Consider the following 24,089-nt stretch of genomic DNA (forward strand, 5'->3'; position numbering starts at 1 on the left):
TCGCGAAAGATCCTTCGATGTATCAGTACGACACCCATGATCAGACGATGGTCGATGCCCGCGTCGCCGAATATTCCGACCAGGTCGCGCGCCGCCTTGCCGGAACATTGAGCGAAGAGCAGTTCCGCCCGCTGCGGCTCAAGAACGGGCTCTATCTGCAATTGCATGCCTATATGCTGCGCGTTGCGATCCCCTATGGCACGCTCGATTCGCGCCAGATGCGCATGCTCGGCGACATCGCGGACAAATACGACCGCGGCTATGCCCATTTCACCACGCGCCAGAATGTTCAGTACAACTGGATCAAACTGGAAGATTCGCCCGCGATCCTGGCCGATCTGGCTTCGGTCGGGATGCACGCGATCCAGACCAGCGGCAATTGCATCCGCAACACCACTGCCGATCATTTCGCCGGTGCCGCCGCCGACGAAATCGAAGATCCGCGCCCTTATGCCGAACTGTTGCGGCAATGGTCGACGTTTCATCCCGAATTCGACTATCTGCCGCGCAAGTTCAAAGTCGCGATCATCGGCAGCGAAACCGACCGCGCCGCGATGAAGCTGCACGACATCGGCATTCAGGTGGTCAAGAACGAAGCGGGCGAAACGGGCCTGCGCTTTTACGTCGGCGGCGGCATGGGCCGCACCCCGATGATCGCGCCCGTGATCCGCGATTTCCTGCCGCCTTTGCAGATGATCAGCTATCTCGAAGCCTGCCTTCGCGTTTACAACCAGCACGGTCGCCGCGACAACAAGTACAAGGCGCGCATCAAGATCCTGGTTCACGAACTCGGCGCCGACGAATATCGTCGTCAGGTCGAGGAAGAATTCGCCCACGTCCTGACGCTCGGCCTCGAACCGCCGCCGGCCGAGCTGGCACGGATCAAGGCGCAATTTGCCGACCCCGGCTTTGACCCCGCCGCCCCCGATGCGATCGACTTGTCCGATCCCGATTTCAAGCTGTGGGTCGATCAGAACGTCCATGCGCACAAAGTGCCGGGCTATGCCATCGTCACCGTCAGCCTCAAGCCAACCGGCGGCATTCCCGGCGACGCCAGCGCCGATCAGATCCGTCTGATCGCCGACATCGGGCGCGATTACAGCTTTGACGAGCTGCGCGTCAGCCATGCGCAGAACATCGTCCTGCCGCATGTCAAAAAGGCCGACCTTTACGCGATCTGGCAAAGGCTCGATGCGGCGGGCCTGGCCACGCCCAATCTCGACCTGATCAGCGACATCATCGCCTGCCCCGGCCTCGATTACTGCAGCCTTGCCAATGCGCGCTCGATCCCGGTCGCGCAAAAGATCGCGACCCGCTTTGCCGACATCGGCCGCCAGCATGAACTCGGCGAGCTGAAGCTCAAGATCTCGGGCTGCATCAATGCCTGCGGGCACCATCACGCCGGGCATATCGGCATTCTCGGCGTCGATCGCAAAGGGCTGGAAAACTACCAGTTGCTGTTTGGCGGCTCGGAAGGCGCGGATACCTCGCTCGGCACGATCGTCGGCCCCGGCTTTACCGAAGACGGCGTGGTCGACGCGATCGAAAAGGCCACCGACGTCTATCTGGCGCAGCGTGAAGAGGGCGAACGCTTCCTCGACACCTATCGCCGCATCGGCACCGCCCCGTTCAAGGAAGCGATCTATGGTTGATACCCTGATCCGGCTGCGCGATGACGCGGCCAGCACCGCCCCCGTCGTGCCGTTTGCGGACCTCGGCGAAGCGAGCAATGCCACCGCCGTCCGCCTGTCGCCCGGCGACGACGCGCGCGCGCTGCTGCCCTTGCTCGATCGGCTCGAACTCGTCGAAGTGGCCTTTCCCGCCTATACCGACGGGCGCGGCTATTCCTCGGCGCGCGCTTTGCGCGAACATGGCTATACCGGCGAACTGCGCGCGGTGGGCGATGTCCTGATCGATCAGATCAGCCATTACCACCGCGTCGGCTTTGACGCCTTTTTGCCCAATCAGCCGATCACGCGCGAAGCGGTCGACAAGGCGATCCACACCTGGCCCGAAGTCTATCAGCGCACGGTCGATGGCCGTCAGCCGATCTGGGCGCTGCGTCATGGCTGAAGCCGCGCGCCCCGCAACAGACCGCAAGATCGACCGGATCGAGACGGCACCGCGTTTCAGCGATGCCGACGCGATCCGGCTCAACAACCTGTTTCGGGGCAGCGACACGCGCGACATGCTGCGCGCGGTGATCGGCGACAGCCTTGCCGGCGATCTGGCCGTGGTGTCGAGCTTTGGCGCGGAAAGCGCAATTCTGCTGCATCTGGTCGCCGAAGTCGATCAGGCGACCCCGGTGCTGTTTCTCGATACGCTCAAGCATTTCCCGGAAACGCTGGCCTATCGCGATACGCTCGTGGCGCGGCTGGGCTTGCGCGATGTGCGCGTGCTGACGCCGGATGCGGAGGTGCTGGCGAAAAAGGATGAAAAGGGGCTACGCTGGTCGTGGGATCCCGATGGCTGCTGCGAAGTGCGCAAAGTCGTGCCGCTGGCAAACGCGATGGCCGGGTTTGAGGCCTCGATCACCGGGCGCAAGGGGTTTCAGTCGTCGACCCGCGCCGGATTGCCGCGCTTTGAAATCGACCGGTCCGATGGCGAAGGCCGGCTGAAGATCAATCCGCTGGCCAACTGGACTCACGAGCAGATCGAAGCCTGGTTCGAAACGCACGATCTGCCGCGCCATCCGCTGGTCGCGCGCGGCTATCCCTCGATCGGCTGCGCCCCGTGCACCAGCAAAGTCGCCCCCGGCGAAGACCCGCGCTCGGGCCGCTGGAAAGGCTGGGACAAGACCGAATGCGGCATCCATGTCCCCGGCCAGAACGACGACGACCTGCCGCCCGACTATCAGCCGGCGTTCTGACGCTCAAACCGGGTTGCTGAAAGACAGTCCCATCTCCCTGAGCAGGCGGCGGTAAAGCATCGAGCTCATGTCTGCGGGCAAGTGCGCCTCGGCCAGGGGATCGAGCGGCAACAGCGCGGGCTCTTGCGTTTCGACCATCTGCCGGTCTTCTTCGAACACGCGTGCGTTGAAAGCATGGACATCGGCAACCGGGATGTCCTTGTCGAAATTGCGCGCGATCGGCGCAAACATCCGCGTCATGCGCGCCGAAACCGGCGATGCCGCATTCATGATCACCAGCCGACCGTCATGGGGAAAGTGGATTTCCAGCGTCGCGGTAAACGGCGGGCTGCACCGGAAGTGGCGCAGCCAGCGATAGCCGTCGGCGCCCTTGTGATCCGCACTGGCCGGATAATTGCCCATCGTGCTCCAGTATTCGGCTTCAAAGCCATAATCGGTGCGGCGCGGGCGATAGGCCGGCACTTGCGCATTATCGGGATCGGCAAAGGTCGCGACATGGATAAAGGCGAAATGCGCCACGTCGATGAAACCTTCGAGCTGGCGCCCGGCAAAGCCGCCGATGTCGACCGGCGGGCAATTGATCTGCTGAAACGCCGGCTCGTCCCAATGCGGCATGGCGGGAAGCACGGGCGGCGTATCGGGCGCAGGATCGAGGCACGTCCAGACCAGACCGTAGCGGACTGCAGCAGGATAGGCGCGCAGATGAAACTGCCCCGGTATCGCCCGATCGGGATGCGCCGGAACATGGACACAGCGCCCGCCCGCGCCAAAGCGCAGCCCGTGATACGGGCAGATCACCCCTTCAGGCCCGCCATCGGCCGCCATCGTGCCCTGCCCCAGCGGCACCCCGCGATGCGTGCAGAATTCCGAAGCGACGACGATTTCCCCGTCGGCGCGATAGACCACCAGCCGCTGATCGAGCAGCCGTACCGCCAAAGGCCTGTCCGCCACGTCCGAGACCAGCGCTACCGGATACCAGTGCCGCGCCAGAATCGCCCGGTCGGCGGGATCAAACGTCGCTTCGCGCGGCAGAACCGCGGGCAGGCCCGATGTGACGGCAGGCGGCGGGGTCACGGGGGCATTCATGGCGGGCGGGCTCCAGGATCGGGTCTGTTCGCGCCCCTTGTCCCGCAGCCGACCCCATCCGATCAAACGCAATGATTCTCATGGAGTGTTGCAAAAAATCGCACAGAGGCAGTGAACACCGGATCATGCGCAGTCCTGCGTAGATCCGGGAAAAACGATTCTCACCAAGATGCGCTAGGCCATTGGCAACACCGTAATTCGTCATCCGACCACACGCTGCGATAACGACCAATAGAGAATCACACCGATGACCGCGCATGCTCACCGTTTTCTTCGCTTTTTCACATCGGCGACCGACGATGCCTCCGATGTCGAGCAGGCCGGCGCGGTTGCACCATCGGCCGCGACGCACCATCCGCTTTCGCCGATGGATCGGGCCAACGAACGGTTGATGAACGAAATTTCCGATTTCCTTGTTTCTGCGCGTCTGTCGGTCACCACGCACAATCTGATGATCGCGCATTCCGCATTCAGCGGCGAAGACCCGCAACTGGCGCGCGCCATCGGGCGGCTGCGACTGGCGGGAGAGCCGATCACGCAGGAATGGCTCGATGCCCAGACCCATGGCGAGGATCAGGAAAAGGCGATTCAGGCGCTGATCGCCCAATTGTCGGATTCGCTCGACCGCTTTTCCGCCACGGCACACAAGGCGCGCACCAGCACGGCCAACTGCAATGCCGAGCTTGAACTCCATGTCGATCGCGCAACGCACACACCCGACAGCCTCAATCTCGCTGACGTCCTGGCCATGGCCAAGACCATTCTCGACCACAGCCGCAAGCTCGAGGCCGATATTCAGGCCAGCGAAACCGAAACGCGCAACTTGCGCGAGCGGCTCGTCCGGGCGCAGCGCGATGCCGAAATCGACCACCTGACCGGACTGCCCAACCGGCGCGCGTTCGAAGCCGTGCTCGACCGCAATTACCGCGAGGCACAGGCCGAAATCGACCATTTGTCCGTCGCCTTTTGCGACATCGACAATTTCAAGCAAGTCAATGACAACCACGGCCACGAAACCGGCGACAGAGTCATCCAGGCCGTCGCGCAAACGCTCGACAAGCTGAGCAACCAGAACTGTCACGTCGCGCGCCACGGCGGCGAGGAATTCGTCGTCCTGTTTCGCGGCCTGACCAAAGCCCAGGCGCGCGAAAAACTCGATGCCGTGCGCGAAAACTTTTCAGAGCGCCGCTTTATCAATCGCAAGACCGACGATCCGATCGGTCGCATCACCTTTTCGGGCGGGGTGGCCGATGTCTTTGCCTATGAAAACCCGCGCGATGCGCTGCGCGCCGCCGACGAGGCGCTCTATCTCGCCAAGGAGCAAGGCCGCAACGCCGTCATGGCCGCGCCCTAGGGGGCCAATGCCCCCCCTTTTATGCAATTGCGAAGGAAGCGCAATCGGTTACCAAAATTGCAACCATGATGTCGGAACAGGCTTCTCGGTCGAACTCAATTCATGTAAGTACACACTTATATAGTGCGCATGGGAGAGATTCGACACAATGGCGACAGTTCAGGCAGCCAAGGATACGGCATTCGCCCCGGTCGAAGATTCACCCGAATTGGCGCGCGCGCTGGCTGATGCCAACGTGCCGACCCTGCTGGCGACGTATGTTTACCTGTCGCATGACACAGCCTTTCTCGAACGCTTTGCCGCGCATATCCGGCCGGCATTTTCCCAGCCGCCGACCGATATTCCCACCGCTCTGGCCGATGAATTGCGCCTGCGTCTGCGCCGCCTGCTGACCACGGGTGAAGGCGTGGCGACCGCGTCCGATGCCCTGGTGCAGCGGATCATGTCGGTGACTGTGGGTGAACCGGTCGATGATGAATTCATCGAACTGGTCAATGACCAGTGCGGTTTTCGCCCATGGATCGACCGTAGCGCGATTCCCGGGCGCGCCCCTCGCCCCGCCGGGTTCAAGGTGCTGGTGATCGGGGCCGGGATGACCGGCATGGCCGCCGCGACCAAGCTGCGCGAGGCGGGATACGACTTTGTCGTGATCGAAAAGAACAGCGACGTCGGCGGCACTTGGTACGAAAACCGCTATCCCGGCGTCGGAGTCGACACGCCGAGCCATTTCTACAGTTTCAGTTGGGAAATCTGGCCCGACTGGCAGCATTATCACCCCAAGGGCGCCGACATGCAGACTTATATGCTGACGGTGGCCGACAAATATGACCTGCGGCGTGACATGCGGTTCGACACCACGGTCGAAACGCTGGTCTGGGATGACGCCAGCGCGACCTGGACCGTGACCGTGCGCCGCCCCGACGGCACGCGCGAGGATCTTGTCGTCAATGCGGTCATCAACGGCCACGGCCCGGTCAATCGCTACAAGTTTCCCGATATTGCGGGGCTCGACAGCTTCGATGGCCCGGTGGTCCACACGGCCAATTGGCCGGCGAATCTCGATCTGGCGGGCAAGCGGGTCGCGGTGATCGGCACCGGCGCCAGTGCAGCGCAACTGGTCGGCGCGATTGCGCCCGAAGTCGCCGAACTGACCGTCTATCAACGCACCAGGCACTGGGTGCTGTTCAACCCCGAAATCGCGCACGAAGTGAGCGATGGGATGAAATGGGCGCTGGCGCATATTCCGACGTTCAAGGAATGGTTCCGGTTCCGCGTTTATTGGGCGGCGGCCGACGGGCTATTCGCCAATGTGCTGCAGGATCCGGCGTGGGCCGACAATATGCTGGCGGTGTCCCAAGGGAACGAGATGACGCGGCAATACGCGCTGTCTTACCTGCAGCAGAAATTCGCCGACCGGCCTGACCTGATCGAAAAGCTGACCCCCGATTTCCCGATCTTTTCCAAGCGCATCATTCTCGATAACGGGTGGCTCGACGCGCTCGCCCGGCCCAATGTGCACCTGGAGGATCAGGGCATTGCGCAGATCCTGCCAAACGGCATCGAAGCGCGTGACGGATCGGTGTTTGAATGCGACGTGATCGTCTGTGCCACCGGGTTCAACGTGGCGCAGATGGTCGGCAACCTGACGATCAAGGGTGCAGACGGGCGCGATCTGGGGCAGGAATGGGGCGCGGAAGATCCGCGCAGCTATCTCGGCATGTGCATCCCCGGCTTTCCCAACTATTTCCACACCGTGGGCCCGAACAGCGCACCCAACCATGCTGCCGGTCAAAACCTGATTTCCGAAGTGCAGGTAAACTGGATCATCGAGGCGCTCGACTGCATGACTGACAATGGCGCGCGCGCGTTCGAAGTGACGCAGGACGCATTTGATGCGTGGAACCGCAAGGTCGATGCCCGCATGCCGCAGATGATATGGACCCACCCGCGCGCCAATTCCTATTACAACAATTCGAAAGGCCGCGTGTTCCTGTCGTGGCCCTGGCGGCTGGTCGATTTCTTCAATGAAACGCGGCGCCCTGAATCAGGGAGCTATACCTTGCACCGGTAGATCAGGGCCCGACTTTAGATCATGGACCGACTTTAGATCAGGGACCGACTGGCAACAGGATCGGTGCAAAAGTCGACAGCAGCGCGGCGTCGATCACTTGCGCCTGGCCGTTGATGAAACCCGCCGCCGGGCTGGCCAGCCACAGCGCCACTTCGGCGACATGCTGCGCGCTGCCCATGCCGCGCAGCGCGACACGCTCCAGATCGCCGGGCGCAACGATCGCCACGTCCGGCGCACCGATCAACGGGGTCATCACGCCGCCGGGGCAAATCGCGTTGATACGCGCGCCGCGTTCGGCAAAGGCGGTGACGCAGGATTTGACGAGCCCGACGACACCATGCTTGGCCGCGCTATAGGCCGGATTGGCGGGATGGCCGATGACCCCGGCGGCGGACGCCGTCACCACGACCGCACCGCCCTTTGCGATCACCGGCTGCACCGCCTTGATCCCGTTGAACGTGCCTTTGAGATTGATCGCGATCACCCGATCGAAAAACGCTTCGTCGACCGTGTCGAGACCCTCGGCAGCGCCGTAATACCCTGCGTTGAGAAACGCGATGTCGAGTTGCCCCGCCTCGGCGATGACCGCGTCGACCATCGCCCGGTTGCTTGCCGCATCGGCGATGTCGACTTCCACCGCGCAGGCCGCATTGCCGATTTCCGCCACGACGGCCTCCGCACCTGCCAGATTGAGATCGGCGACGAACACCCGCGCGCCCTCCTGCGCAAAGCGGATTGCCGCCGCGCGCCCGATGCCCGACGCGCCGCCGGTGACCAGCGCCACTTTGCCTGTGAATCGGGTCATGTCTTGTCTCCCCACGCCCTGTCTCCCAATACATCACGCAATTCGGTTTTCAGCACTTTGCCCGCCGCGTTGCGCGGAAAATCGGGCACGATGACAAAACCGCGCGGAACCTTGTAATTGGCCATGGCCTCGCGCGACCAGGCGGTGAGATCGGCCCCGGTCGCGGTCATCCCGGGGCGCAGGATCACGAATGCGCGACCCACTTCGCCCAGACGTTCGTCGGGCACGCCGATCACAGCCGCCTGCGCCACCGCCGGATGCCCGGCGAGCAGCTTTTCGACTTCGGCAGGATAGACGTTGAACCCGCCGGAAATGAACAGATCCTTCTTGCGGTCGGTGATCGCGAGATAACCGCGCGCATCAATCGTGCCGACATCGCCGGTATGCAGCCAGCCGTCCGCGTCGACCGCTTCGGCCGTGGCCGCCGGATCGTCGAGATAGCCGCGCGTCACGCCATGCCCGCGCACCCACAATTCGCCGGCCTGGCCCGACGGCCGGTCATGCCCCTCGTCATCGACGCAGCGCACTTCGATACCGGGCATCGGATAGCCGCAGGTATGCGCCACGGTTTCGGCATCGTCGCCCTGACGGGTCATCGCGATGACCCCGCATTCGGTCATGCCATAGCCGTTGACGATATTCTGCATGCCCAATTCGTGCCGCATGCGTTCGACCAGCGCGGGCGGCACCGGCGCCGCCCCGGTGACGGCCACACGCAGCGAGGAAAAGTCGCGCCGCTCGCCGCTTCCCAGCTCCTGCAACAGCGATTGATAGATCGTCGGCGGGCCGGGAATGAACGAAATACGGTTCTGTTCCACCTGTCGCACGACTTCGGCCACGTCGAAGGTCGGCAGCGGAATCATCGTCGCCCCGCGCACGAGACAGGCGACCCAGCCCGCCTTGTAGCCAAAGGTGTGGAAGAACGGATTGACGATCAGGTATCGGTCCCCGGCACGCAAGTCGACGCGCACCGCCCAGTCGCCAAAGCTTTGCGGCACTTGCCGGTGCGCGGTCAGCGCGCCCTTGGGGCGGCCGGTCGTGCCCGAGGTGAAAATGATGTCGCAGATGTCGTCGGGGCCTACCCCGGCGAGCGCCGCGTCAACCGCCGGATCATCGCTGCCCTGCCCCCGTGCGACAAAGGCGTCGAAATCGCGGTCGATGGCGATCACTTCGCGAAGGTCGGGCAAGTCTTCCCCGGCGATCAACGCGCCATAATCCTGACCCAGAAAGTGGGCCGGAGCAAACAGCAGTTTGGCCCGCGACCGGCGCAGGATGTCGCCCGCCTCGCCGCCCTTGAAGCGCGTGTTCATCGGCACGATCGCCGCGCCCACGCTCTGCGCGCCCAACGCCGCCAGAATCCATTCGCGCGTGTTCGGCGCCCAGATGCCGACGCGATCGCCATGCCGCAATCCGGCAGCAAGCATGGCCGAAGCCGTGGCGCGCGCATCGGCCCAAAGCTGGGCGAAAGTCCAGCACCTGTCACCCGCAAGCAGCGCTGGCGCATCGGGCCAGGTCTCGGCGGCGCGCCGCGCCGCCTCTGGAATCGTCGGGGGCCAGATGCCCGGAGTTTCGGTCATCGCAGGTCAGGCCACTTCGAACAGGCCGGCCGCGCCCATGCCACCGGCGATGCACATCGACACGACAACATATTTGACGCCGCGCCGCTTGCCCTCGATCAGCGCATGACCGACCAGCCGCGATCCGGTCATGCCGAACGGATGGCCGATGGCGATCCCGCCGCCGTTGACGTTGAGCCGTTCGGGATCGATCCCCAGCTTGCGCTGGCAATAGATCGCCTGGCTGGCGAAGGCCTCGTTGATTTCGAAAAGCCCGATATCGGCGAGCTTTACCCCGGTCCGTTCAAGCAGTTTGGGAATGGCGAAAACCGGGCCGATGCCCATTTCGTCGGCACCGCAACCCGCGACCTGAAACCCGCGATAGAGGCCCAGCACCGGCAAGCCTTCGCGCTGCGCCATGCCCAGATCCATCAGCACCTGGGCCGAGGCACCATCGGACAACTGGCTGGCGTTGCCCGCGGTGACGTGCCGGCCCTCCTTGATGACCAGACCGTCGCGGAACACCGGCTTGAGCGCGGCGAGCGCTTCATAGGTCGTGCCGGCGCGAATGCCTTCGTCGCTGGCGAGCGTGATGTCCTGCTTGCCGGTCTCGTTGCCTTCCTTGTCGAACAAGGCCTTGGCGACGGCGATCGGCACGATCTCGTCATCGAATTTGCCCGCGGCTTGTGCCGCAGCGGCGCGTTGCTGGGACAGCGCGGCGAAACGATCCTGATCCTCGCGGCTGATGCCATAGCGTTCGGCGACGATCTCGGCCGTCTCGATCATGGCCATATAGGCATAGGGATCGTGCGCTTTGACCGCTTCGGAGCGGTTGCGGAATGTCGGCGCATGCTTGTTGAGCGTCAGCGAGATGCTTTCCATGCCCCCGGCAACGGCCACGTCGATCTCGTTGGTCATGATCGACCGTGCCGCAAACGCGATCGCGTTCAGCCCCGACGAACATTTCCGGTCCATGGTGAAACCGCTCGTGCTGTCGGGCAGATTCGAGGCATGGACCGTCAGGCGGCCCAGATTGTAGCTTTGCGTGTTCCAGTGGTTGCCGACGCCCAGATAGACGTCATCGACCCGCGCCGGATCGATCCCGGCGCGGTCGAGCGCGGCATTGACCACATGGGCAGACAGGACCGGTGCCTCGGTGTCGTTGAACGCGCCGCGATAGGCCTTGCCGACCCCGGTGCGCGCAGTGGAAACAATGGCGGCTTCGCGCATCATGCGTCCTTTCAGGTAAATCCATGCATATTGGTCGGGCCGAAATAGGCGCGCATTTCCGTCACCTTGCCCGCTTCGTTGAACTTGAATGTGTCGATCACGTCGACCCGCTTGTCGCTGCCGTCCCAGTGAAGAAGCACGCTGAAGGCAAACGCGGCATAATCGCCGGCGATGCGCACCGGGCCTTCAAGCCGCAGTTTCGCCCCGGTCTGCATCGACGCGGTGTAAAAGCCGAGAATCGCGTCGTGGCCCACATGCGGCGGACTGCCGATCGGATCCTCGACCGTTGCGTCGGGTGCAAACAGGGCCGCAACGCCGGCAGCGTCGCTTTTGGCAAACGCTTCGACGTAGGCATGGACTGCGGCTTCCATCACTTTGGGGTCTGGCATCGCTCACACTTTCGGAAAATACCGGCTGATCGTGTCGAGCACGCAGGCCGGTTTGGTTTGTCCTTCGATTTCAATCGTCACGCGCACGACGGACTGGATCGCGCCCTTGATGTCCTCGATCGAAACGATTTCGCCCGTGGCGCGGATGCGGCTGCCGACCTTGACCGGGTTGAGGAAACGCAGGCGATCGGCCCCGACATTCACCGCATGGGCAAAGCCGCGCACTTCGATCAACCGGGGCAGGAAATAATTGGCGAGGCTCATCGTCAGATAGCCATGCGCAATGGTCCCGCCGAACGGTCCGTCTTTGGCGCGATCGACATCGACATGGATCCACTGGTGATCGCCGGTGACATCGGCAAAGCCGTCGACCCGCTCCTGTTCGATCGCCAGCCAGTCGGTCGGCCCCAGCTTGGTGCCTTCCTGTCCGATCAGATCGGTGGGTCGGTCATAGACGCGCGTCATGATCAGGCCCTCTGGCTGGAGACCGGGACAATCTCGCCGGTCATGTAGGAAGACAGGTCACAGGCCAGAAACAGCATGACATTGGCCACTTCCCACACTTCGGCGGGACGGCCAAAGGCCTCGGTCCTGACCAGTTCCGCCAGCCTTTCCTCGGTCGTCACTTTGGCCAGGAAGGGATGCATGGCAAGGCTTGGCGCGACCGCGTTGATACGCACGCCATGGTCGGCGGCTTCCAATGCGGTGCAGCGGGTAAAGGCCATGACCCCCGCCTTGGCGGCGGCGTAATGCGCCTGGCCCTTCTGCGCGCGCCAGCCCAGCACCGAGGCGTTGTTGACCATCACGCCCGAGCGATGGGCATACATCGACGGCAGGAATGCGCGGGTCATGCGGAACAGGCTGGTCAGCGTAACATCGAGCACACGGCTCCATTGCTCGTCGGTCATGTCGACCACATCGACTTCACCGCCCAGCCCGGCATTGTTGATCAGCACATCGACTTTGCCGAAAGCCGCCAGGGCCGCATCGCGCAACCCCTGTACCGCCGCCTCGCTGGTCACGTCGCAAACGCAGGTCGCCGGGCGTTCACAGCCCACTTCGGCAGCGATCCGGTCGGCGGCTTCACCCAGTCGGCGCTCATGGAAATCGCTGATCAGCAGCCGCGCGCCTTCTTCGGCGGCGCGCTTGGCCACGGCAAAGCCGATGCCGGTGCCGGCGGCGGCGGTGATCACGACGCTCTTGCCTTTCAGCATGCCGAGCGGGACTGGATAGGGCGGAACAGGAACGGTCACAGGTCGCCTCTCGGTTCAAGCATTGTCAAAGGTCGCCTCTCGGTTCGCGGGGAAGGCCGAGCCCGCGCTCGGCGATCAGATTGCGCTGAATCTGGTTGGTGCCGCCGTAGATCGTGTCGGCGCGGCTGAAGAGGAACAGATTGGGCAGCGTGCTCCATTCATAGGCGTCGCCTTCGGCCAGTTCGCCCGCCTGCCCCAGCACGTCCATCGCCAGTTCGCCCAGCGCGCGGCGCCATGTCGCCCACTGGATCTTGTAAGTCAGCGCTGCGCCGTCGATCGCGGAATGGTCGGTGTTGGACAGCATGCGGAGCGCCCCATAGCGCATCAGGCGCAGGCCGATTTCCGCTTTGGCGATACGCTGGCGGATCAGCGGATCGTGCGCCGTGCCATTGGCCCTGGCCGCCGTGATCAGCGCATCGAGTTCGTTGCGGAATGACATCTGCTGGCCAAGCGTGGACACGCCGCGTTCAAACGCAAGCAGGCCCATGGCGATTTTCCACCCATCACCGATCCTGCCGATCAGGCTGTCCGCCGGGCAACGGGCATCGGTAAAGAATGTCTCGTTGAATTCGGCATCGCCATTGATCTGGGTGATGCCGCGCACGTCGATGCCCGGCTGGTCGATCGGCATCATCAGGAAAGTGAGGCCCTTGGGGCCTTTCGAGCCTTCCTCGGTCCGCGTGATGACAAAGATCCAGTCGGAAATGTGCGCCAGACTGGTCCAGATTTTTTGCCCGTTGACCACCCACTCCCCATTCTCCAGCCGCCCCTTGGTGCGCACCGATGCGAGGTCCGACCCCGCATTGGGTTCGGAAAACCCCTGGCAAAAGATCGTCTTGCCAGCCGCGATGCCCGGCAAAAAGCGCTGCTTCTGCTCTTCGCTGCCAAAGGTGAGGATGGTCGGACCGGCCAGTTCGATACCGATATGGTTGACCCGGCCCGGCACCCCGGCACGGGCATATTCCTCGGCAAAGATCACCTGCTGGGCCAGCGTCGCGTCGCGCCCGCCCCATTGGCTGGGCCAGCCGATGCACGACCAGCCGTTTTCGCCCAGGTGCTGTTCCCATTCCTTGCGCCGCTCCGCCTTGGCGGTAAGCGTGGTGATGCCCTTGATATCCTTGAAGGGCCCTGCCATCTGCGCCTGCAACCAGTCGGCGCATTCGGCGCGAAACAGCTCTTCGGCCGGCGAAAATCCAAGCTTCATGCTGCGCCTCCCAGGATCATCGTCGCGACAGCTTCGCGGTGGTAGGTGCCATTGCCCAACAGGGTCTGGATCGAACGCGCGCGCTTGAAGAACAGGTGCGCGTCGTGTTCCCAGGTAAAGCCGATCCCGCCCTGGAGCTGGATCATGTTGCCCGCACACATGAAATAGGTGTCGGCGGCAAAGCTTTTGGCCGCGTGCAGCGCAATCGCGGTCTCGTCGGAATTCTCGTCGACCGCGCAGGCCGCCCAATAGACCGCCGAGCGCGCCTGTTCGATCTCGATCATCATGTCGGCAAGACGGTGCTTGTAGGCCTGGAACGAGCCGATCGGGCGACCGAACTGGACGCGTTCGCGCGCATAGGCGACCGTGCGGTCAAGCGCGGCCTGCGCCCCGCCCAAGGCTTCGGCGGCAAGGCAGATCCACCCGGCAGCCAGCGCAGCGGGTATGGCGGCGTCACCATCTTCCAGCGCTTCGGCGGGCGCATCGGTCAGGACCACGGTGGCAAGGGGGCGCGTCTGGTCCAGCGTGACATGGGGCGTAATGGCCACACCTTTGCCTTTCAGATCGACAAGCCAGGCATCGTTCCCGCCATAAACGAGCAGGAGATCGGCCACTGCGCCATGCGGCACGAACGAAAACGTACCCGACAACCGACCATCCGCCGCGCTCGCCCGCGCCGCCCAGGTCGTGGTCGAAATCATGTCTCCGGCGGCGAGGCGAGGCAGCCATTCGGCCTTCTGCTCTTCGCTGCCGCCTTTGGCGATGGCCTGCCCGACCATGACATGGCCGAGCAGCGGCAGTGCGGCGACTTGCGCGCCGGCGGCTTCGGCGACCAGCGCCAGTTCGATCATGCCGAGCCCGGCGCCGCCGTGGTCCTCGGGCACGGCAATCCCGGTCAGACCCAGATCGCTTGCAAAGGCGTTCCACAACGCGCGGTCGAGCCCGTCGCCCGCCATCGCCTTGCGCGTGCGTTCGCTGGTGGCGTTTTCGGCGAAGAAACCGCGCACGGTCTCGGCGATCATGCGCTGTTCGTCGGTAAAGGCGAATTCCATGTCAGGCAGTCCCCCACACCTTGCGCGGCGGCACGCGTTCGGCCAGCAGCCGTTCGACCGCTTCGCCGACTTCCGCCGGGTTCCAGCGCGCGCGCCGATCCACGAACGGGCCTTCGCGCCACCCGTCTTCCAGCATGATCTTGCCCCCTTCGAGTTCGAAGACGCAGCCGGTGACATCGGCGCTTTCGCCACTGCCCAGCCAAACGACGGTGGGCGCGACATTGGCCGGGTCCATCGCGTCAAAGGTGGCGTCCTGCGTCGCCATCTTGTCGGCAAAGGCCTGCTCGGTCATGCGCGTGCGCGCCGAAGGGGCGAGCGCGTTGGCGGTAATGCCATAGCGGCCCAGTTCAGCCGCCTGCACCAGCGTCAGCGCCGCAATCCCGCCCTTGGCCGTTGCATAGGCCGCCTGCGCGATCGAACCTTGCAACCCGGCGCCCGACGACGTGTTGATAATTCGCGCATCGGGCTGGCCACCGGTTTTCTGCTTGCCGCGCCAGTAATCGACCGCGTGGCGGCTGAGGCAGAAATGGCCGCGCAGATGGACGTGCATGGTCGCGTCCCATTCGTCGGGCGTGGCCGAAACGAACATGCGGTCGCGCACGATCCCGGCGTTGTTGACCACCACGTGCAAGTCGCCAAACGCGGCCAGCGCCGCATCGACGATCCGTTTTGCCGCGTCCCAGTCGGTGATGTCCTCGTAATTGGCCACCGCCTTGCCACCGGCGGCGATGATCTGCGCCACCACGGCGTCGGCGGCGCTCGTATCGCGCCCTTCGCCACCCAGAGACGTACCGATGTCATTGACCACGACGTTGGCGCCCTCGGCGGCAAAGGCCAGCGCATAGGCCCGGCCCAGCCCGCCTGCGGCGCCGGTAATGATGACAGTGCGATTGTCGCAGATGCCCACGGTTCTCTCCTTCAATTGGCTTGCGCGGGAACCGGCAGCAGCAAGTGCTGCGAAAGGTTCCCGACCATGTCGAGCAGCGAATAGTCGCGCGTGGCAAAGCGCCACGCGCCATCCGCGCGCACAAACGTGTCATGATAGCGTCCGGCGCAAATCGCCTGAAGCGGCAGCGCCCCGGTTTGCTGAAATACGGTATAGGTCGAGCGGCACGAGGCAGTGCCGGCGATATCATCGACTTCGACAATCGCGTTGGTAATGACGTGCTTTGTGCGCGGCGTACCGCAAGGATGGATACGCACAAAGGCGCGCCATTGTTCCAGCAGCGGCGCGGCGCCATGGACGACGCGCCCGCCGCCGAGCGTCACCTCCGCGTGATCGAACAGCGCGGCGACGTTTTCCAGTTCGCCCGCGTCCATCAATTCGGCATAGCGATACAGCAGGTTGGTGATCTGCGTTTCGGGGCTCATGCCCTGCCCTCCGCCTGGACAAGCGAATTCCGGCGACAGGACGGCAGCGAAGCCACAGGCTTGGTATGGCTCGCCATGGGTCAGAGCCGCTCGATGATCGTCACGTTGGCCTGCCCGCCACCTTCGCACATCGTCTGCAGGCCATAGCGGCCGCCGGTGCGTTCAAGAGCGTTGAGCAACGTCGTCATCAGCTTCGCGCCGGTCGAACCGATCGGGTGGCCGAGCGCAATCGCGCCGCCTTGAACATTGACCTTTTCGTGCGGGATCGAAAGTTCCTTCATCCACGCCAGAGTGACCGAGGCAAACGCCTCGTTGCATTCAAACAGGTCGATATCTTCCAGCTTCATGCCCGACTTCTTCAGGGCATAGCGCGTGGCGGTGATCGGGCCGGTCAGCATCCACACCGGATTGTCGGCACGGACCGACATGTGGTGAATGCGTGCACGCGGCCTGAACCCGTGCTCCTTTACCGCGCGTTCGCTCGCAATCAGCAGCGCGGCGGCGCAATCGGAATTCTGGCTGGCGTTGCCGGCCGTCACCCGCCCGCCTTCGCGCACCGGGTTCAGCGAGGCCAACCCTTCCAGCGTGGTGCCCGGACGGATCGTCTCGTCACGATCAAGCCCGGCCAAAGGCGCGATTTCGGCCTTGAACCAGCCCGCTTCGGTCGCGGCTTGCGCGCGCATGTGGCTGGCATGGGAAAAGGCGTCCAGTTCCTCGCGGCTGATGGCCCACTTTTCGGCGATCATCTCGGCCGAACGGATCTGGTTCACTTCCTCGTTGCCATACCGCGCGTCCCAGCCCGTCGAGCCGACGAACGGACTGTCGAAACCATACGTCTGGCCGGCAATCATCGCCGCCATGATCGGAATACGGTTCATCGCCTGGCTGCCACCGGCAACGACGATGTCCTGCGTACCGCTCATCACGCCTTGCGCGGCGAAGTGAACCGCCTGCTGCGCGCTGCCGCATTGCCGGTCGATGGTCACGCCGGGCACGTCTTCGGGCAAACCGGCAACCAGCCATGCGGTCCGGCCGATATCGCCGGCCTGGCCGCCGATCGTTTCGGTACACCCCCATACCACATCTTCGACCAGCGCCGGATCGAACGCGTTGCGCGCCATCAGGGCCCGGATCGGATGGGCGGCAAGATCGGCGGGATGCAGATGGGCAAGGCTGCCCTTCTTGCGACCGACCGGGGCACGGATGGCATCGATGATATAGGCTTCGGGCATCTCAGGCCTCTCTGGCAAAAGTCTGGTCCGGCCCGGTGGGCCGGGTGAACAGGCGGGTGCCCACACGGGCACGATGGAAAGCGGAGGTTCCCCAGCTTCCCGACAAGGCCAGGGCGCGCTTGAGGAACAAGTGGACGTCCACTTCCCACGAATAACCCATCGCACCATGCACCTGGATCGAGGCGCGGGCGGCCTTGTCCGCCGCCTCCGTCGCGACAAGGCGGGCATGGCTGATCCGCGCCTGTGCAAAGATGTCGCGCTGGCCGATCTGGGCGGCGGCGGCGATCACCACCGGGCGGGCGAATTCGATCGCCACTTGTGCGCTGGCCAGGTGATGCTTGACCGCCTGATAGCTGCCGATGGGTTTGCCGAACTGCTGACGATCCTTCGCATAGGCGACCGCCAGATCGACCGCGCGCTGCGCCAGCCCCAGCGCTTGCGCTGCGGCGAACACGGCGGCGCGGTCGAGCGCGAGCGTCCAGTCTGCGGGGCCGAGATCCTCGGCACGGGCCGGATCCCACGTCACGCGAAACAGGCGGCGCAGCGGGTCGATCGTCGCGGCGGGCATCAGCGTGACCTGATCCGGCAGGACGAGGAAGGCATGGCCATCCTGTTCCATCAGGATCGCATCGGCCACGTCGGCATGGGCGACAACCGGGTTGCACGCGGGCGCGATGGCGATGATTGCTGCCGGATCGGCCGACAGGGCATGGTCGGGCGCGAGCGCGGCCAGCATCGGCGCGGCTATCCCGGCGCTTTCGACCAGCGGCTCGGGCAGCGCGACATAGCCGGCGGCTTGCGCGATCAGGGCAAAGTCGAGCTCGGTCAGGCCCAGCCCGCCCGCGCTTTCGGGCAGCAGCAACAGGGTAAAGCCGTTTTCGACGATCTGCGCCCAGCGCCCGGCGTCAAAGGCCGTGTCCTGTTCCATCATCCGGTGCCAATGGTCGGGCGTGCACGTGTCGCCAAACAGGGTGGCAGCGGTTTGCGCAAACATGACCTGTTCGTCGCTGAGAGTGAAGTCCATGGGCCGTGTCCCTCCCCGCTCAGCGCGGCAGGCCGAGCATGCGCTCGGCGATGATGTTGCGCTGGATCTCGTTCGATCCGGCATAGATCGGACCGGCGAGCGAAAAGATGAAATCATCGAGCCAGTCGTGCCCGCCCGGTTCGGGCAAAAGCTCTGCCTCCGGGCCGAGAATGGCGAGCGCGGTCTGGTTGAGATGGATGTCCATTTCCGACCAGAAGATCTTGTTGGTGCTGGCCTCCGGCCCGATCTTCGCGCCCGCAATCAGGCGTGATGCGGTCTGGTAGATGTTCAGCGCATAGGCTTCGGCGTTCATGAACGCGCGTACCACGTCTGCTTCGAGCGCGGGGTCGGCGCGGTCCTTGCGCGCTTGCCACAAGTCGGCCAGCGCCGCCGCTGCGACCTGATAACGCGCCGGCGAACGCAGCATCAGGCCGCGTTCAAAGCCGGCCGTCGCCATGCAGATGTGCCAGCCCTCCCCTTCGTCGCCGAGCCGGTTGAACGCGGGCACACGCACGTCATCGAGGAAAATCTCGGCAAAGCCGACATGCCCGTTGATCTTGCGGATCGGATTGCGCGTGACGCCCGGCGCATCGAGCGGAAAGAAGATCAGGCTCATGCCCTTGTGCCGCTCGCTGCCCGGCTCGCGGAACAGGCCAAACGCCCAGTCCGCAAAAGCGGCACGGCTCGACCAGATCTTGTGGCCATTGAGCACATATTCGTCGCCATCACGCCGCGCGGTCGCGCGAACGCCCGCCAGATCGGACCCGGCCTGCGGTTCGGACCAGGCCTGCGCCCAGATTTCCTCGCCGCTTGCCATCGGCGGCAGAAAGCGCGCCTTCTGGTCATCGCTGCCAAATTCCATCAAGGTGGGGCCGAGCAGGAAGATCCCGTTCTGGTTGACCCGCCCCGGCGCCCCGGCGCGATAGTATTCCTCTTCGAAAATCAGCCACTGGATCAGATCGAGCCCGCGTCCACCGTATTCCTTCGGCCAGGTGACCATACCCCAGTCGCCGGATTTCAGCGTGGCTTCCCACGCGCGGTGCGCCTCGAATCCGGCGCGCGTCGCGTCGTAGTGTTCAAGCGGGTGCGCCGGTACATGCGCTTCAAGCCAGGCGCGCACTTCGGCGCGAAAGGCCTGCTGTTCGGGCGTATAGGACAGCTGCATCAGAACGCCGCCGCCTTGCCGGTTTCGACGAAGGCGTCGCGCGCCTTCTGGCTGTCGTCATGCATGTACATTTCCAGGGTAAAGCCCTGTTCCCAGCGATAGCCGCGATCGACATCGCGCGGTTCGAGCCCGTTGAGCGCTTCCTTGGCAATGACCAGGGCCTTGCGGCTCTTGCCCGCGATCACTGCGCAAAACGCGCGCGCTTCGGCCACCAGATCGGCGCGGGGCACGATCTTTTCGACCGCGCCCAGCCGATAGGCCTCTTGCGCGGGGATCGTGCCGCCGGTGAAGAACGCGGCGCGGACCTTGTGCAGCGGCAACATCCGCGACAGGTGGCTCGCCCCGCCCATCGCCCCGCGATCGACCTCGGGCAGCGAAAAGAACGCATCGTCGGCGGCGATGATCACGTCGCTCGCGCCGCAGATACCGATGCCGCCGCCGATCACGAACTTGTGTGCGGCGACAACGACCGGGATCTCGGCCTCGTGAATCGCCTTGAAAGTCAGGAAATTGCCCCGGTTGAGCACGGTGATGCGCTCGGGATGGGCCTGCATTTCCTTGATATCGACGCCGCCGCAAAACCCGCGTGCGGTTTCCGCCGCGCGGATCAGCACGACATTGGCATCGGGATTGGTGGCCGCCTCGCGGACCAGCGCGGGGATCGACATCCAGGTTTCGCTGTCGAACGCATTGACCGGCGGCACGTCGAACACGATTTCGGCAATGCGGTCCCGGACGGTCAGGGTAATCGGCATGGTCGGTTCCTCAACAGGGCGCGCACAGCGCGAGGAGGCGCGCGCGCGCTTCGGTCATGATGCGCTCGATCAGTTCGGCACAACTCGGCACTTCCGTAATCCGGCCGCCGACAACGCCGGTGGCCATCACGCCATGCGCAATATCGCCGTCGACGACCGCTTTCTGGATCAGCATCGGCATTGTCGCGGCCATCATCGCCTGGCGCAGCGGCACATCGCCGTGCCCTGTCATGCCGCGCGCGGCCTTGATGAAATGGAGCCATGACGCGCCGGTCTGGCGCTTCATCTCACGCCCGGCTTCGAACGCGCGCAGCCACATGCCGATCGGGCCCGACTTTTCGATGCGGTCGAGCAGGGGCGTGCGCACCATCCGCTGCGGAATGCCGTCGAGCCGGGTGGTGACGATGATCTGGTCGGTCCCGGCCTTGAGATAGGCGGCCTTGGTCACCTCGGGCACCGGGCTTTCACGCGTCAGCAGAAACCGCGTGCCCATGGCAACGCCGACCGCGCCATAGGCCAGCGCCGCCACCAGCCCGCGCCCGTCGCCAAAGCCGCCCGACGCGATCACCGGCACCTGCACCGCGTCGAGCACTTGCGGCAAAAGCACGGTGGTCGGCACCGACCCGGTATGCCCGCCGCCTTCGCCACCCTGCACGGTGACCATGTCGACGCCGAGTTCAACCATCTTCTGCGCGTGTTTCACCGCGCCGACGGTGGGAATGCACAAGATGCCCGCATCCTTGAAACGCCCGATCATCTTCGCATTGGGCCCGCGCCCGAAACTGACCGCGCGCACTTGTTCGCGGTTGGCCAGGATCAGGTCGACAATCGCGTCGGCGCCCGGCTGAAACGAATGGAAATTGACCCCGAACGGGCGGTCGGTGCCCTGCCGCACGGCCAGGATCTTGGCCCGGCATTCATCGGGCGTCATCACCGCCGCGCCGAGAAAGCCGAACGCCCCGGCGTTGGAACTGGCGATCACCAGCGAGGGTTCGGCAATCCAGCCCATCGCGGTCTGGATCACCGGAACCCGGCAGCCCAGCCGCTCGGTCAGTACAGTGCACAAGGGATCGGTCATCAGGTTTCGCCGGCCTGTTTCTTGTTGGCGGCGGCCATTTCCTTTGCACCCAGTCCGCCGATCGAATTGCCCTGCACGAGATCGTTCTGGGCATGGGCGAAATGGTGCATGTGGAACACCGCATCCATCGCGGTACGCTTGCCGCGCAGTTCCTCGACGTGGTTCAGCGCCTGCTTGGTCAGCCAGTTTCCAAGACGCGGCTGCGCCACCAGCCGGGCTGCCCAGCCGCTGACAGTCTCACGCAAATTCTCGCGCGGGACGACCTTGTTGACCATGCCGAACTGTTCGGCGCGGGCCGCGGTCATGCGTTCGCCCAGCATCAGGAATTCCTTGGCAACGCGCGGCGGCAGTTCAAATCCGTGCGCAAAGTATTCGACGCCGGGAATGCCCATGCGGTTGACCGGATCCTGAAAGAACGCGTCTTCGCTGGCGACAATCAGGTCGCACACCCATGCCAGCATCAGCCCGCCGGCGATGCAGGCGCCCTGCACCATGGCAATCGTCGGCTTGGGCACATCGCGCCAGCGTCGGCACATGCCGAGGTACTGTTCCTGTTCGCGTGTATAGAGCAGTTCGGCAGCAGGCTTGTTGACGTGCTTTGCCACCATCAGCCGGTTGTCGAACTGATGGTGCAGGTCGCGCCCCGGGGTGCCGATGTCGTGACCGGCGGAAAAATGCTTGCCCTCGCCCGCCAGCACGATTGCGCGCACATCGTCATCCTGCGTCGCGCGCATGAACGCATCATCGAGCGCATAAGTCATCTGCCCGTTCTGCGCATTGTTGAACTGCGGCCGGTTCATGGTGATCCAGGCCACATGGTCGATCACCTCATAGCGGACCGGTTCGTCGGTCTCGTAGGTGATCTCGACGGCTTTGGGTTCGACCAGATCGCTCATGTGCGCGTCTCCTCTCATGCTGCCGGACGTGCGGGCGGATTGTCCTTGAACACGCCGGCCCGTATCCCGTGCGGATCGAGGGCGGCGATCACCGCCAGATCGTCGGCAGTGGGCAAAGCGGTTTCGGGCAAGGTTTCGAGCCGTTCGAGCGCAAACCCGGTTGCCGTCTGCACCGCGTCAAAGGTAACGCCCGGGTGCAGCGAAACGACCCGCATGGCGTGGTCTGCACCGCCGAAATCCATCACGCACAGATTGGTGATGATGCGGCGCAGATCGACGCCGGAATAGTTGCCGCCCGGCACGCGCCGCGCCGGATTGTATCCGACGCCCGAAATCATGTCGACTTCACCCGCCACAAAGACGCGCGTCGAATGCTGCGGAAAAAAGAACGAATTGGGGTGATAGATCGTGTTGCCGGGAAAGCCGCGCACGCCCAGCATCTGCGTCTTGGGCTGCTGATGCGTGCCACCCAGCCGCGACAGATTGATCTGGCCAAAGCGGTCGATCTGCGTGGGGGTGACCATGGCATGGCGCCGCCCGGTCCACACCGCGCTGTCGAAGAACCGGCTGAACGGCAGATAGCCGGCCTTTTTGCGGTCATCGTACTTGCGCGGCCCCAGCGGCACCGGCTGTTCGACCAGATAGGCTTCGCCATCGGTCATCATCAGTTCGGGGCTGTGCGTCAGCTTGGCGAGGCTCGCGCCCAGACGCGGGATCGGGCCCACGCCGGTCGCGATGATCTCGCCATTGCCACAAAACGCCTCTGAGGCGGCGAAAATGCAGAGTTCTGCAAGAGTTACGTCGGTCATCAGAAAATCGGAAGCGGGAGAGCCGCCACCGCCTCCTTTCCGCCAAAGGATGCAAGGTATTGCGCCTCGTCGGCGCCCACGAAGCGGTCTTTCACCGCGTTCCAGTCGCCGGGGTCTTTTGCGGCATCGGCATAGGCCTTGAGCGCCTTGAAATCCCAACCGTACAACGGCGGCATCGAACCGGGGTGCGCGCCGCAGGGGATTTCGACCACGCCGGTCACGAAACAGCGTTCGAAAGTCTGGGCCTGCGCGTCTTCGGGATAATGGTCCTCGATCCGGTCGACCAGTTCCTCGCACGACACGAACGACCTGGCCGCCGCCTTGGCAAACCATTCGTCGTAATACGTGTCGGCGCCGAACAACTGGACATTGCCGCGCCAGTCGCTGCGGTTCACATGGATCAGCGCCGCATCGAGCTTCAGCGCGGGCATCGCGATCAGCGTTTCGCCATCGGCATAAGGGCTGGACACCGTCTTCAATCCGCCCAGCTCCGCAAGATCGGTCCCAAGGCCGACCCGTGTGGGCAGAAACGGCAGGCCGAACGCGGCAGCCTTCAGGCCCCACTGGAACATGCCTTCGTCCAGTTCCAGCACTTCGATGCTGCCCGCCTCGCGTGCCTTGCGGAACCAGGGTTCCAGCGGGATGGCATCGAGCGAGACAAACGCGAAGACGAGCTTCTTCACTTTGCCCGCAGCGCACAGCATCCCGACATCGGCGCCGCCATAGGCGACAATCGTCAGATCCTTGAGGTCCGAACGCAGGATTTCGCGCACCAGCGCCATCGGTTTGCGGCGTGGGCCCCATCCGCCGATGCCCAGCGTCATGCCGTCGGACAGTTGCGCCACGATATCGGCCGCGCTCATCCGTTTATCGAGGGTACCGTTGGTCAC

General features: G+C 64.1%; 24 protein-coding genes. 5 read left to right on the forward strand and 19 right to left on the reverse strand.

Annotation, left to right across the window (positions count from 1 at the left end):
• Positions 1-17 precede the first annotated feature (17 nt).
• From AQZ50_RS00110 to AQZ50_RS00120, 3 genes are read left to right on the forward strand one after another with little or no spacing between them, the layout of a single operon-like run.
• A complete protein-coding gene (locus tag AQZ50_RS00110; protein WP_067740963.1) occupies positions 18-1,652 on the forward strand; it encodes a nitrite/sulfite reductase in 1,635 nt (544 codons plus the stop codon).
• Positions 1,645-2,073, forward strand: a complete 429-nt coding sequence (locus tag AQZ50_RS00115; RefSeq protein WP_067740965.1) for a DUF934 domain-containing protein — start codon at positions 1,645-1,647, stop codon at positions 2,071-2,073. The genes AQZ50_RS00110 and AQZ50_RS00115 overlap by 8 nt, the downstream gene beginning before the upstream one ends.
• Entirely contained in the window at positions 2,066-2,869 is an 804-nt protein-coding gene (locus AQZ50_RS00120; RefSeq protein WP_067740967.1) for a phosphoadenylyl-sulfate reductase, read from the forward strand. Before AQZ50_RS00115 ends, AQZ50_RS00120 begins: the two co-directional genes overlap by 8 nt.
• 3 nt (positions 2,870-2,872) lie before the next feature.
• On the opposite strand, the gene AQZ50_RS00125 is transcribed toward AQZ50_RS00120, so the two are convergent.
• Positions 2,873-3,943 (reverse strand): aromatic ring-hydroxylating oxygenase subunit alpha, encoded by a 1,071-nt coding sequence (locus AQZ50_RS00125; RefSeq protein ID WP_304437920.1) that lies wholly within the window; start codon positions 3,941-3,943, stop codon positions 2,873-2,875.
• Between the two features lie 259 nt (positions 3,944-4,202).
• Here AQZ50_RS00125 and AQZ50_RS00130 point away from each other — a divergent pair, with 259 nt between their 5' ends.
• Together AQZ50_RS00130 and AQZ50_RS00135 are read left to right on the forward strand one after the other, a co-directional pair.
• The gene (locus AQZ50_RS00130) at positions 4,203-5,309 is read left to right on the forward strand and encodes a GGDEF domain-containing protein (RefSeq protein WP_067740970.1); all 1,107 of its coding nucleotides are present in this window, start codon (positions 4,203-4,205) and stop codon (positions 5,307-5,309) included.
• A gap of 148 nt (positions 5,310-5,457) precedes the next feature.
• Positions 5,458-7,380 (forward strand): flavin-containing monooxygenase, encoded by a 1,923-nt coding sequence (locus AQZ50_RS00135; protein WP_067740973.1) that lies wholly within the window; start codon positions 5,458-5,460, stop codon positions 7,378-7,380.
• A 37-nt stretch (positions 7,381-7,417) separates the two neighbouring features.
• Here the strand turns inward: AQZ50_RS00135 and AQZ50_RS00140 are convergent, their stop codons facing one another.
• From AQZ50_RS00140 to AQZ50_RS00225, 18 genes are all read right to left on the reverse strand, one after another.
• Entirely contained in the window at positions 7,418-8,185 is a 768-nt protein-coding gene (locus AQZ50_RS00140; protein ID WP_067740976.1) for an SDR family NAD(P)-dependent oxidoreductase, read from the reverse strand.
• Complete coding sequence (locus AQZ50_RS00145; RefSeq protein ID WP_067740978.1) at positions 8,182-9,762, reverse strand: FadD3 family acyl-CoA ligase; 1,581 nt, start codon at positions 9,760-9,762, stop codon at positions 8,182-8,184. Before AQZ50_RS00145 ends, AQZ50_RS00140 begins: the two co-directional genes overlap by 4 nt.
• A 6-nt stretch (positions 9,763-9,768) precedes the next feature.
• Positions 9,769-10,971 (reverse strand): acetyl-CoA C-acyltransferase, encoded by a 1,203-nt coding sequence (locus tag AQZ50_RS00150; RefSeq protein WP_067742234.1) that lies wholly within the window; start codon positions 10,969-10,971, stop codon positions 9,769-9,771.
• An 11-nt stretch (positions 10,972-10,982) separates the two neighbouring features.
• Positions 10,983-11,360 (reverse strand): steroid Delta-isomerase, encoded by a 378-nt coding sequence (locus AQZ50_RS00155; RefSeq protein WP_067740981.1) that lies wholly within the window; start codon positions 11,358-11,360, stop codon positions 10,983-10,985.
• Between the two features lie 3 nt (positions 11,361-11,363).
• Positions 11,364-11,825 carry a MaoC family dehydratase gene (locus AQZ50_RS00160; RefSeq protein ID WP_067740989.1) on the reverse strand — a complete coding sequence of 154 codons (462 nt, stop codon included), beginning with the start codon at positions 11,823-11,825 and terminating at the stop codon, positions 11,364-11,366.
• A 2-nt stretch (positions 11,826-11,827) separates the two neighbouring features.
• Positions 11,828-12,613: an SDR family oxidoreductase gene (locus tag AQZ50_RS00165; protein ID WP_082703315.1), complete on the reverse strand. Its 786-nt coding sequence runs from the start codon at positions 12,611-12,613 to the stop codon at positions 11,828-11,830.
• Between the two features lie 25 nt (positions 12,614-12,638).
• Positions 12,639-13,817: an acyl-CoA dehydrogenase family protein gene (locus tag AQZ50_RS00170; protein WP_067740992.1), complete on the reverse strand. Its 1,179-nt coding sequence runs from the start codon at positions 13,815-13,817 to the stop codon at positions 12,639-12,641.
• Positions 13,814-14,869 carry an acyl-CoA dehydrogenase family protein gene (locus AQZ50_RS00175; protein WP_067740995.1) on the reverse strand — a complete coding sequence of 352 codons (1,056 nt, stop codon included), beginning with the start codon at positions 14,867-14,869 and terminating at the stop codon, positions 13,814-13,816. The genes AQZ50_RS00170 and AQZ50_RS00175 overlap by 4 nt, the downstream gene beginning before the upstream one ends.
• A gap of 1 nt (position 14,870) precedes the next feature.
• A complete protein-coding gene (locus tag AQZ50_RS00180) occupies positions 14,871-15,776 on the reverse strand; it encodes an SDR family oxidoreductase (RefSeq protein WP_067740997.1) in 906 nt (301 codons plus the stop codon).
• Positions 15,777-15,787: 11 nt separating this feature from the next.
• Complete coding sequence (locus tag AQZ50_RS00185; RefSeq protein WP_067741000.1) at positions 15,788-16,240, reverse strand: nuclear transport factor 2 family protein; 453 nt, start codon at positions 16,238-16,240, stop codon at positions 15,788-15,790.
• An 80-nt stretch (positions 16,241-16,320) separates the two neighbouring features.
• Positions 16,321-17,472 carry an acetyl-CoA C-acetyltransferase gene (locus tag AQZ50_RS00190; protein ID WP_067741003.1) on the reverse strand — a complete coding sequence of 384 codons (1,152 nt, stop codon included), beginning with the start codon at positions 17,470-17,472 and terminating at the stop codon, positions 16,321-16,323.
• Position 17,473: 1 nt separating this feature from the next.
• Positions 17,474-18,496, reverse strand: coding sequence for an acyl-CoA dehydrogenase family protein (locus AQZ50_RS00195; protein ID WP_067741005.1), 1,023 nt, complete (start codon positions 18,494-18,496; stop codon positions 17,474-17,476).
• Between the two features lie 19 nt (positions 18,497-18,515).
• Positions 18,516-19,661 carry an acyl-CoA dehydrogenase gene (locus AQZ50_RS00200; RefSeq protein WP_067741007.1) on the reverse strand — a complete coding sequence of 382 codons (1,146 nt, stop codon included), beginning with the start codon at positions 19,659-19,661 and terminating at the stop codon, positions 18,516-18,518.
• Positions 19,661-20,416 (reverse strand): enoyl-CoA hydratase family protein, encoded by a 756-nt coding sequence (locus tag AQZ50_RS00205; protein ID WP_067741009.1) that lies wholly within the window; start codon positions 20,414-20,416, stop codon positions 19,661-19,663. Before AQZ50_RS00205 ends, AQZ50_RS00200 begins: the two co-directional genes overlap by 1 nt.
• Positions 20,417-20,426: 10 nt before the next feature.
• Positions 20,427-21,494: an NAD(P)H-dependent flavin oxidoreductase gene (locus AQZ50_RS00210; RefSeq protein ID WP_067741010.1), complete on the reverse strand. Its 1,068-nt coding sequence runs from the start codon at positions 21,492-21,494 to the stop codon at positions 20,427-20,429.
• On the reverse strand, positions 21,494-22,390 hold the full coding sequence (locus tag AQZ50_RS00215) for an enoyl-CoA hydratase (protein ID WP_067741013.1): 897 nt from the start codon (positions 22,388-22,390) through the stop codon (positions 21,494-21,496). Before AQZ50_RS00215 ends, AQZ50_RS00210 begins: the two co-directional genes overlap by 1 nt.
• A 14-nt stretch (positions 22,391-22,404) precedes the next feature.
• Positions 22,405-23,199, reverse strand: coding sequence for a CoA-transferase subunit beta (locus AQZ50_RS00220; RefSeq protein WP_067741018.1), 795 nt, complete (start codon positions 23,197-23,199; stop codon positions 22,405-22,407).
• The gene (locus tag AQZ50_RS00225; protein WP_369801348.1) at positions 23,199-24,089 is read right to left on the reverse strand and encodes a CoA transferase subunit A; all 891 of its coding nucleotides are present in this window, start codon (positions 24,087-24,089) and stop codon (positions 23,199-23,201) included. The genes AQZ50_RS00220 and AQZ50_RS00225 overlap by 1 nt, the downstream gene beginning before the upstream one ends.

Origin of the sequence: Novosphingobium sp. Fuku2-ISO-50, from assembly GCF_001519055.1 — a bacterium.
Taxonomy (GTDB): domain Bacteria; phylum Pseudomonadota; class Alphaproteobacteria; order Sphingomonadales; family Sphingomonadaceae; genus Novosphingobium.

Excerpts from the sequence above, each read along its gene's own strand:
- AQZ50_RS00110 (WP_067740963.1), top strand. The coding sequence starts at position 18 with ATGTATCAGTACGACACCCATGATCAGACGATGGTCGATGCCCGCGTC.
- AQZ50_RS00155 (WP_067740981.1), bottom strand. The coding sequence starts at position 11,360 with ATGCCAGACCCCAAAGTGATGGAAGCCGCAGTCCATGCCTACGTCGAA.
- AQZ50_RS00220 (WP_067741018.1), bottom strand. The coding sequence starts at position 23,199 with ATGACCGACGTAACTCTTGCAGAACTCTGCATTTTCGCCGCCTCAGAG.
- AQZ50_RS00195 (WP_067741005.1), bottom strand. The coding sequence starts at position 18,496 with ATGGACTTCACTCTCAGCGACGAACAGGTCATGTTTGCGCAAACCGCT.
- AQZ50_RS00140 (WP_067740976.1), bottom strand. The coding sequence starts at position 8,185 with ATGACCCGATTCACAGGCAAAGTGGCGCTGGTCACCGGCGGCGCGTCG.
- AQZ50_RS00145 (WP_067740978.1), bottom strand. The coding sequence starts at position 9,762 with ATGACCGAAACTCCGGGCATCTGGCCCCCGACGATTCCAGAGGCGGCG.
- AQZ50_RS00200 (WP_067741007.1), bottom strand. The coding sequence starts at position 19,661 with ATGCAGCTGTCCTATACGCCCGAACAGCAGGCCTTTCGCGCCGAAGTG.
- AQZ50_RS00160 (WP_067740989.1), bottom strand. The coding sequence starts at position 11,825 with ATGACGCGCGTCTATGACCGACCCACCGATCTGATCGGACAGGAAGGC.
- AQZ50_RS00150 (WP_067742234.1), bottom strand. The coding sequence starts at position 10,971 with ATGCGCGAAGCCGCCATTGTTTCCACTGCGCGCACCGGGGTCGGCAAG.
- AQZ50_RS00185 (WP_067741000.1), bottom strand. The coding sequence starts at position 16,240 with ATGAGCCCCGAAACGCAGATCACCAACCTGCTGTATCGCTATGCCGAA.
- AQZ50_RS00205 (WP_067741009.1), bottom strand. The coding sequence starts at position 20,416 with ATGCCGATTACCCTGACCGTCCGGGACCGCATTGCCGAAATCGTGTTC.
- AQZ50_RS00130 (WP_067740970.1), top strand. The coding sequence starts at position 4,203 with ATGACCGCGCATGCTCACCGTTTTCTTCGCTTTTTCACATCGGCGACC.
- AQZ50_RS00175 (WP_067740995.1), bottom strand. The coding sequence starts at position 14,869 with ATGGAATTCGCCTTTACCGACGAACAGCGCATGATCGCCGAGACCGTG.
- AQZ50_RS00215 (WP_067741013.1), bottom strand. The coding sequence starts at position 22,390 with ATGAGCGATCTGGTCGAACCCAAAGCCGTCGAGATCACCTACGAGACC.
- AQZ50_RS00135 (WP_067740973.1), top strand. The coding sequence starts at position 5,458 with ATGGCGACAGTTCAGGCAGCCAAGGATACGGCATTCGCCCCGGTCGAA.
- AQZ50_RS00210 (WP_067741010.1), bottom strand. The coding sequence starts at position 21,494 with ATGACCGATCCCTTGTGCACTGTACTGACCGAGCGGCTGGGCTGCCGG.
- AQZ50_RS00190 (WP_067741003.1), bottom strand. The coding sequence starts at position 17,472 with ATGCCCGAAGCCTATATCATCGATGCCATCCGTGCCCCGGTCGGTCGC.
- AQZ50_RS00120 (WP_067740967.1), top strand. The coding sequence starts at position 2,066 with ATGGCTGAAGCCGCGCGCCCCGCAACAGACCGCAAGATCGACCGGATC.
- AQZ50_RS00115 (WP_067740965.1), top strand. The coding sequence starts at position 1,645 with ATGGTTGATACCCTGATCCGGCTGCGCGATGACGCGGCCAGCACCGCC.
- AQZ50_RS00170 (WP_067740992.1), bottom strand. The coding sequence starts at position 13,817 with ATGAAGCTTGGATTTTCGCCGGCCGAAGAGCTGTTTCGCGCCGAATGC.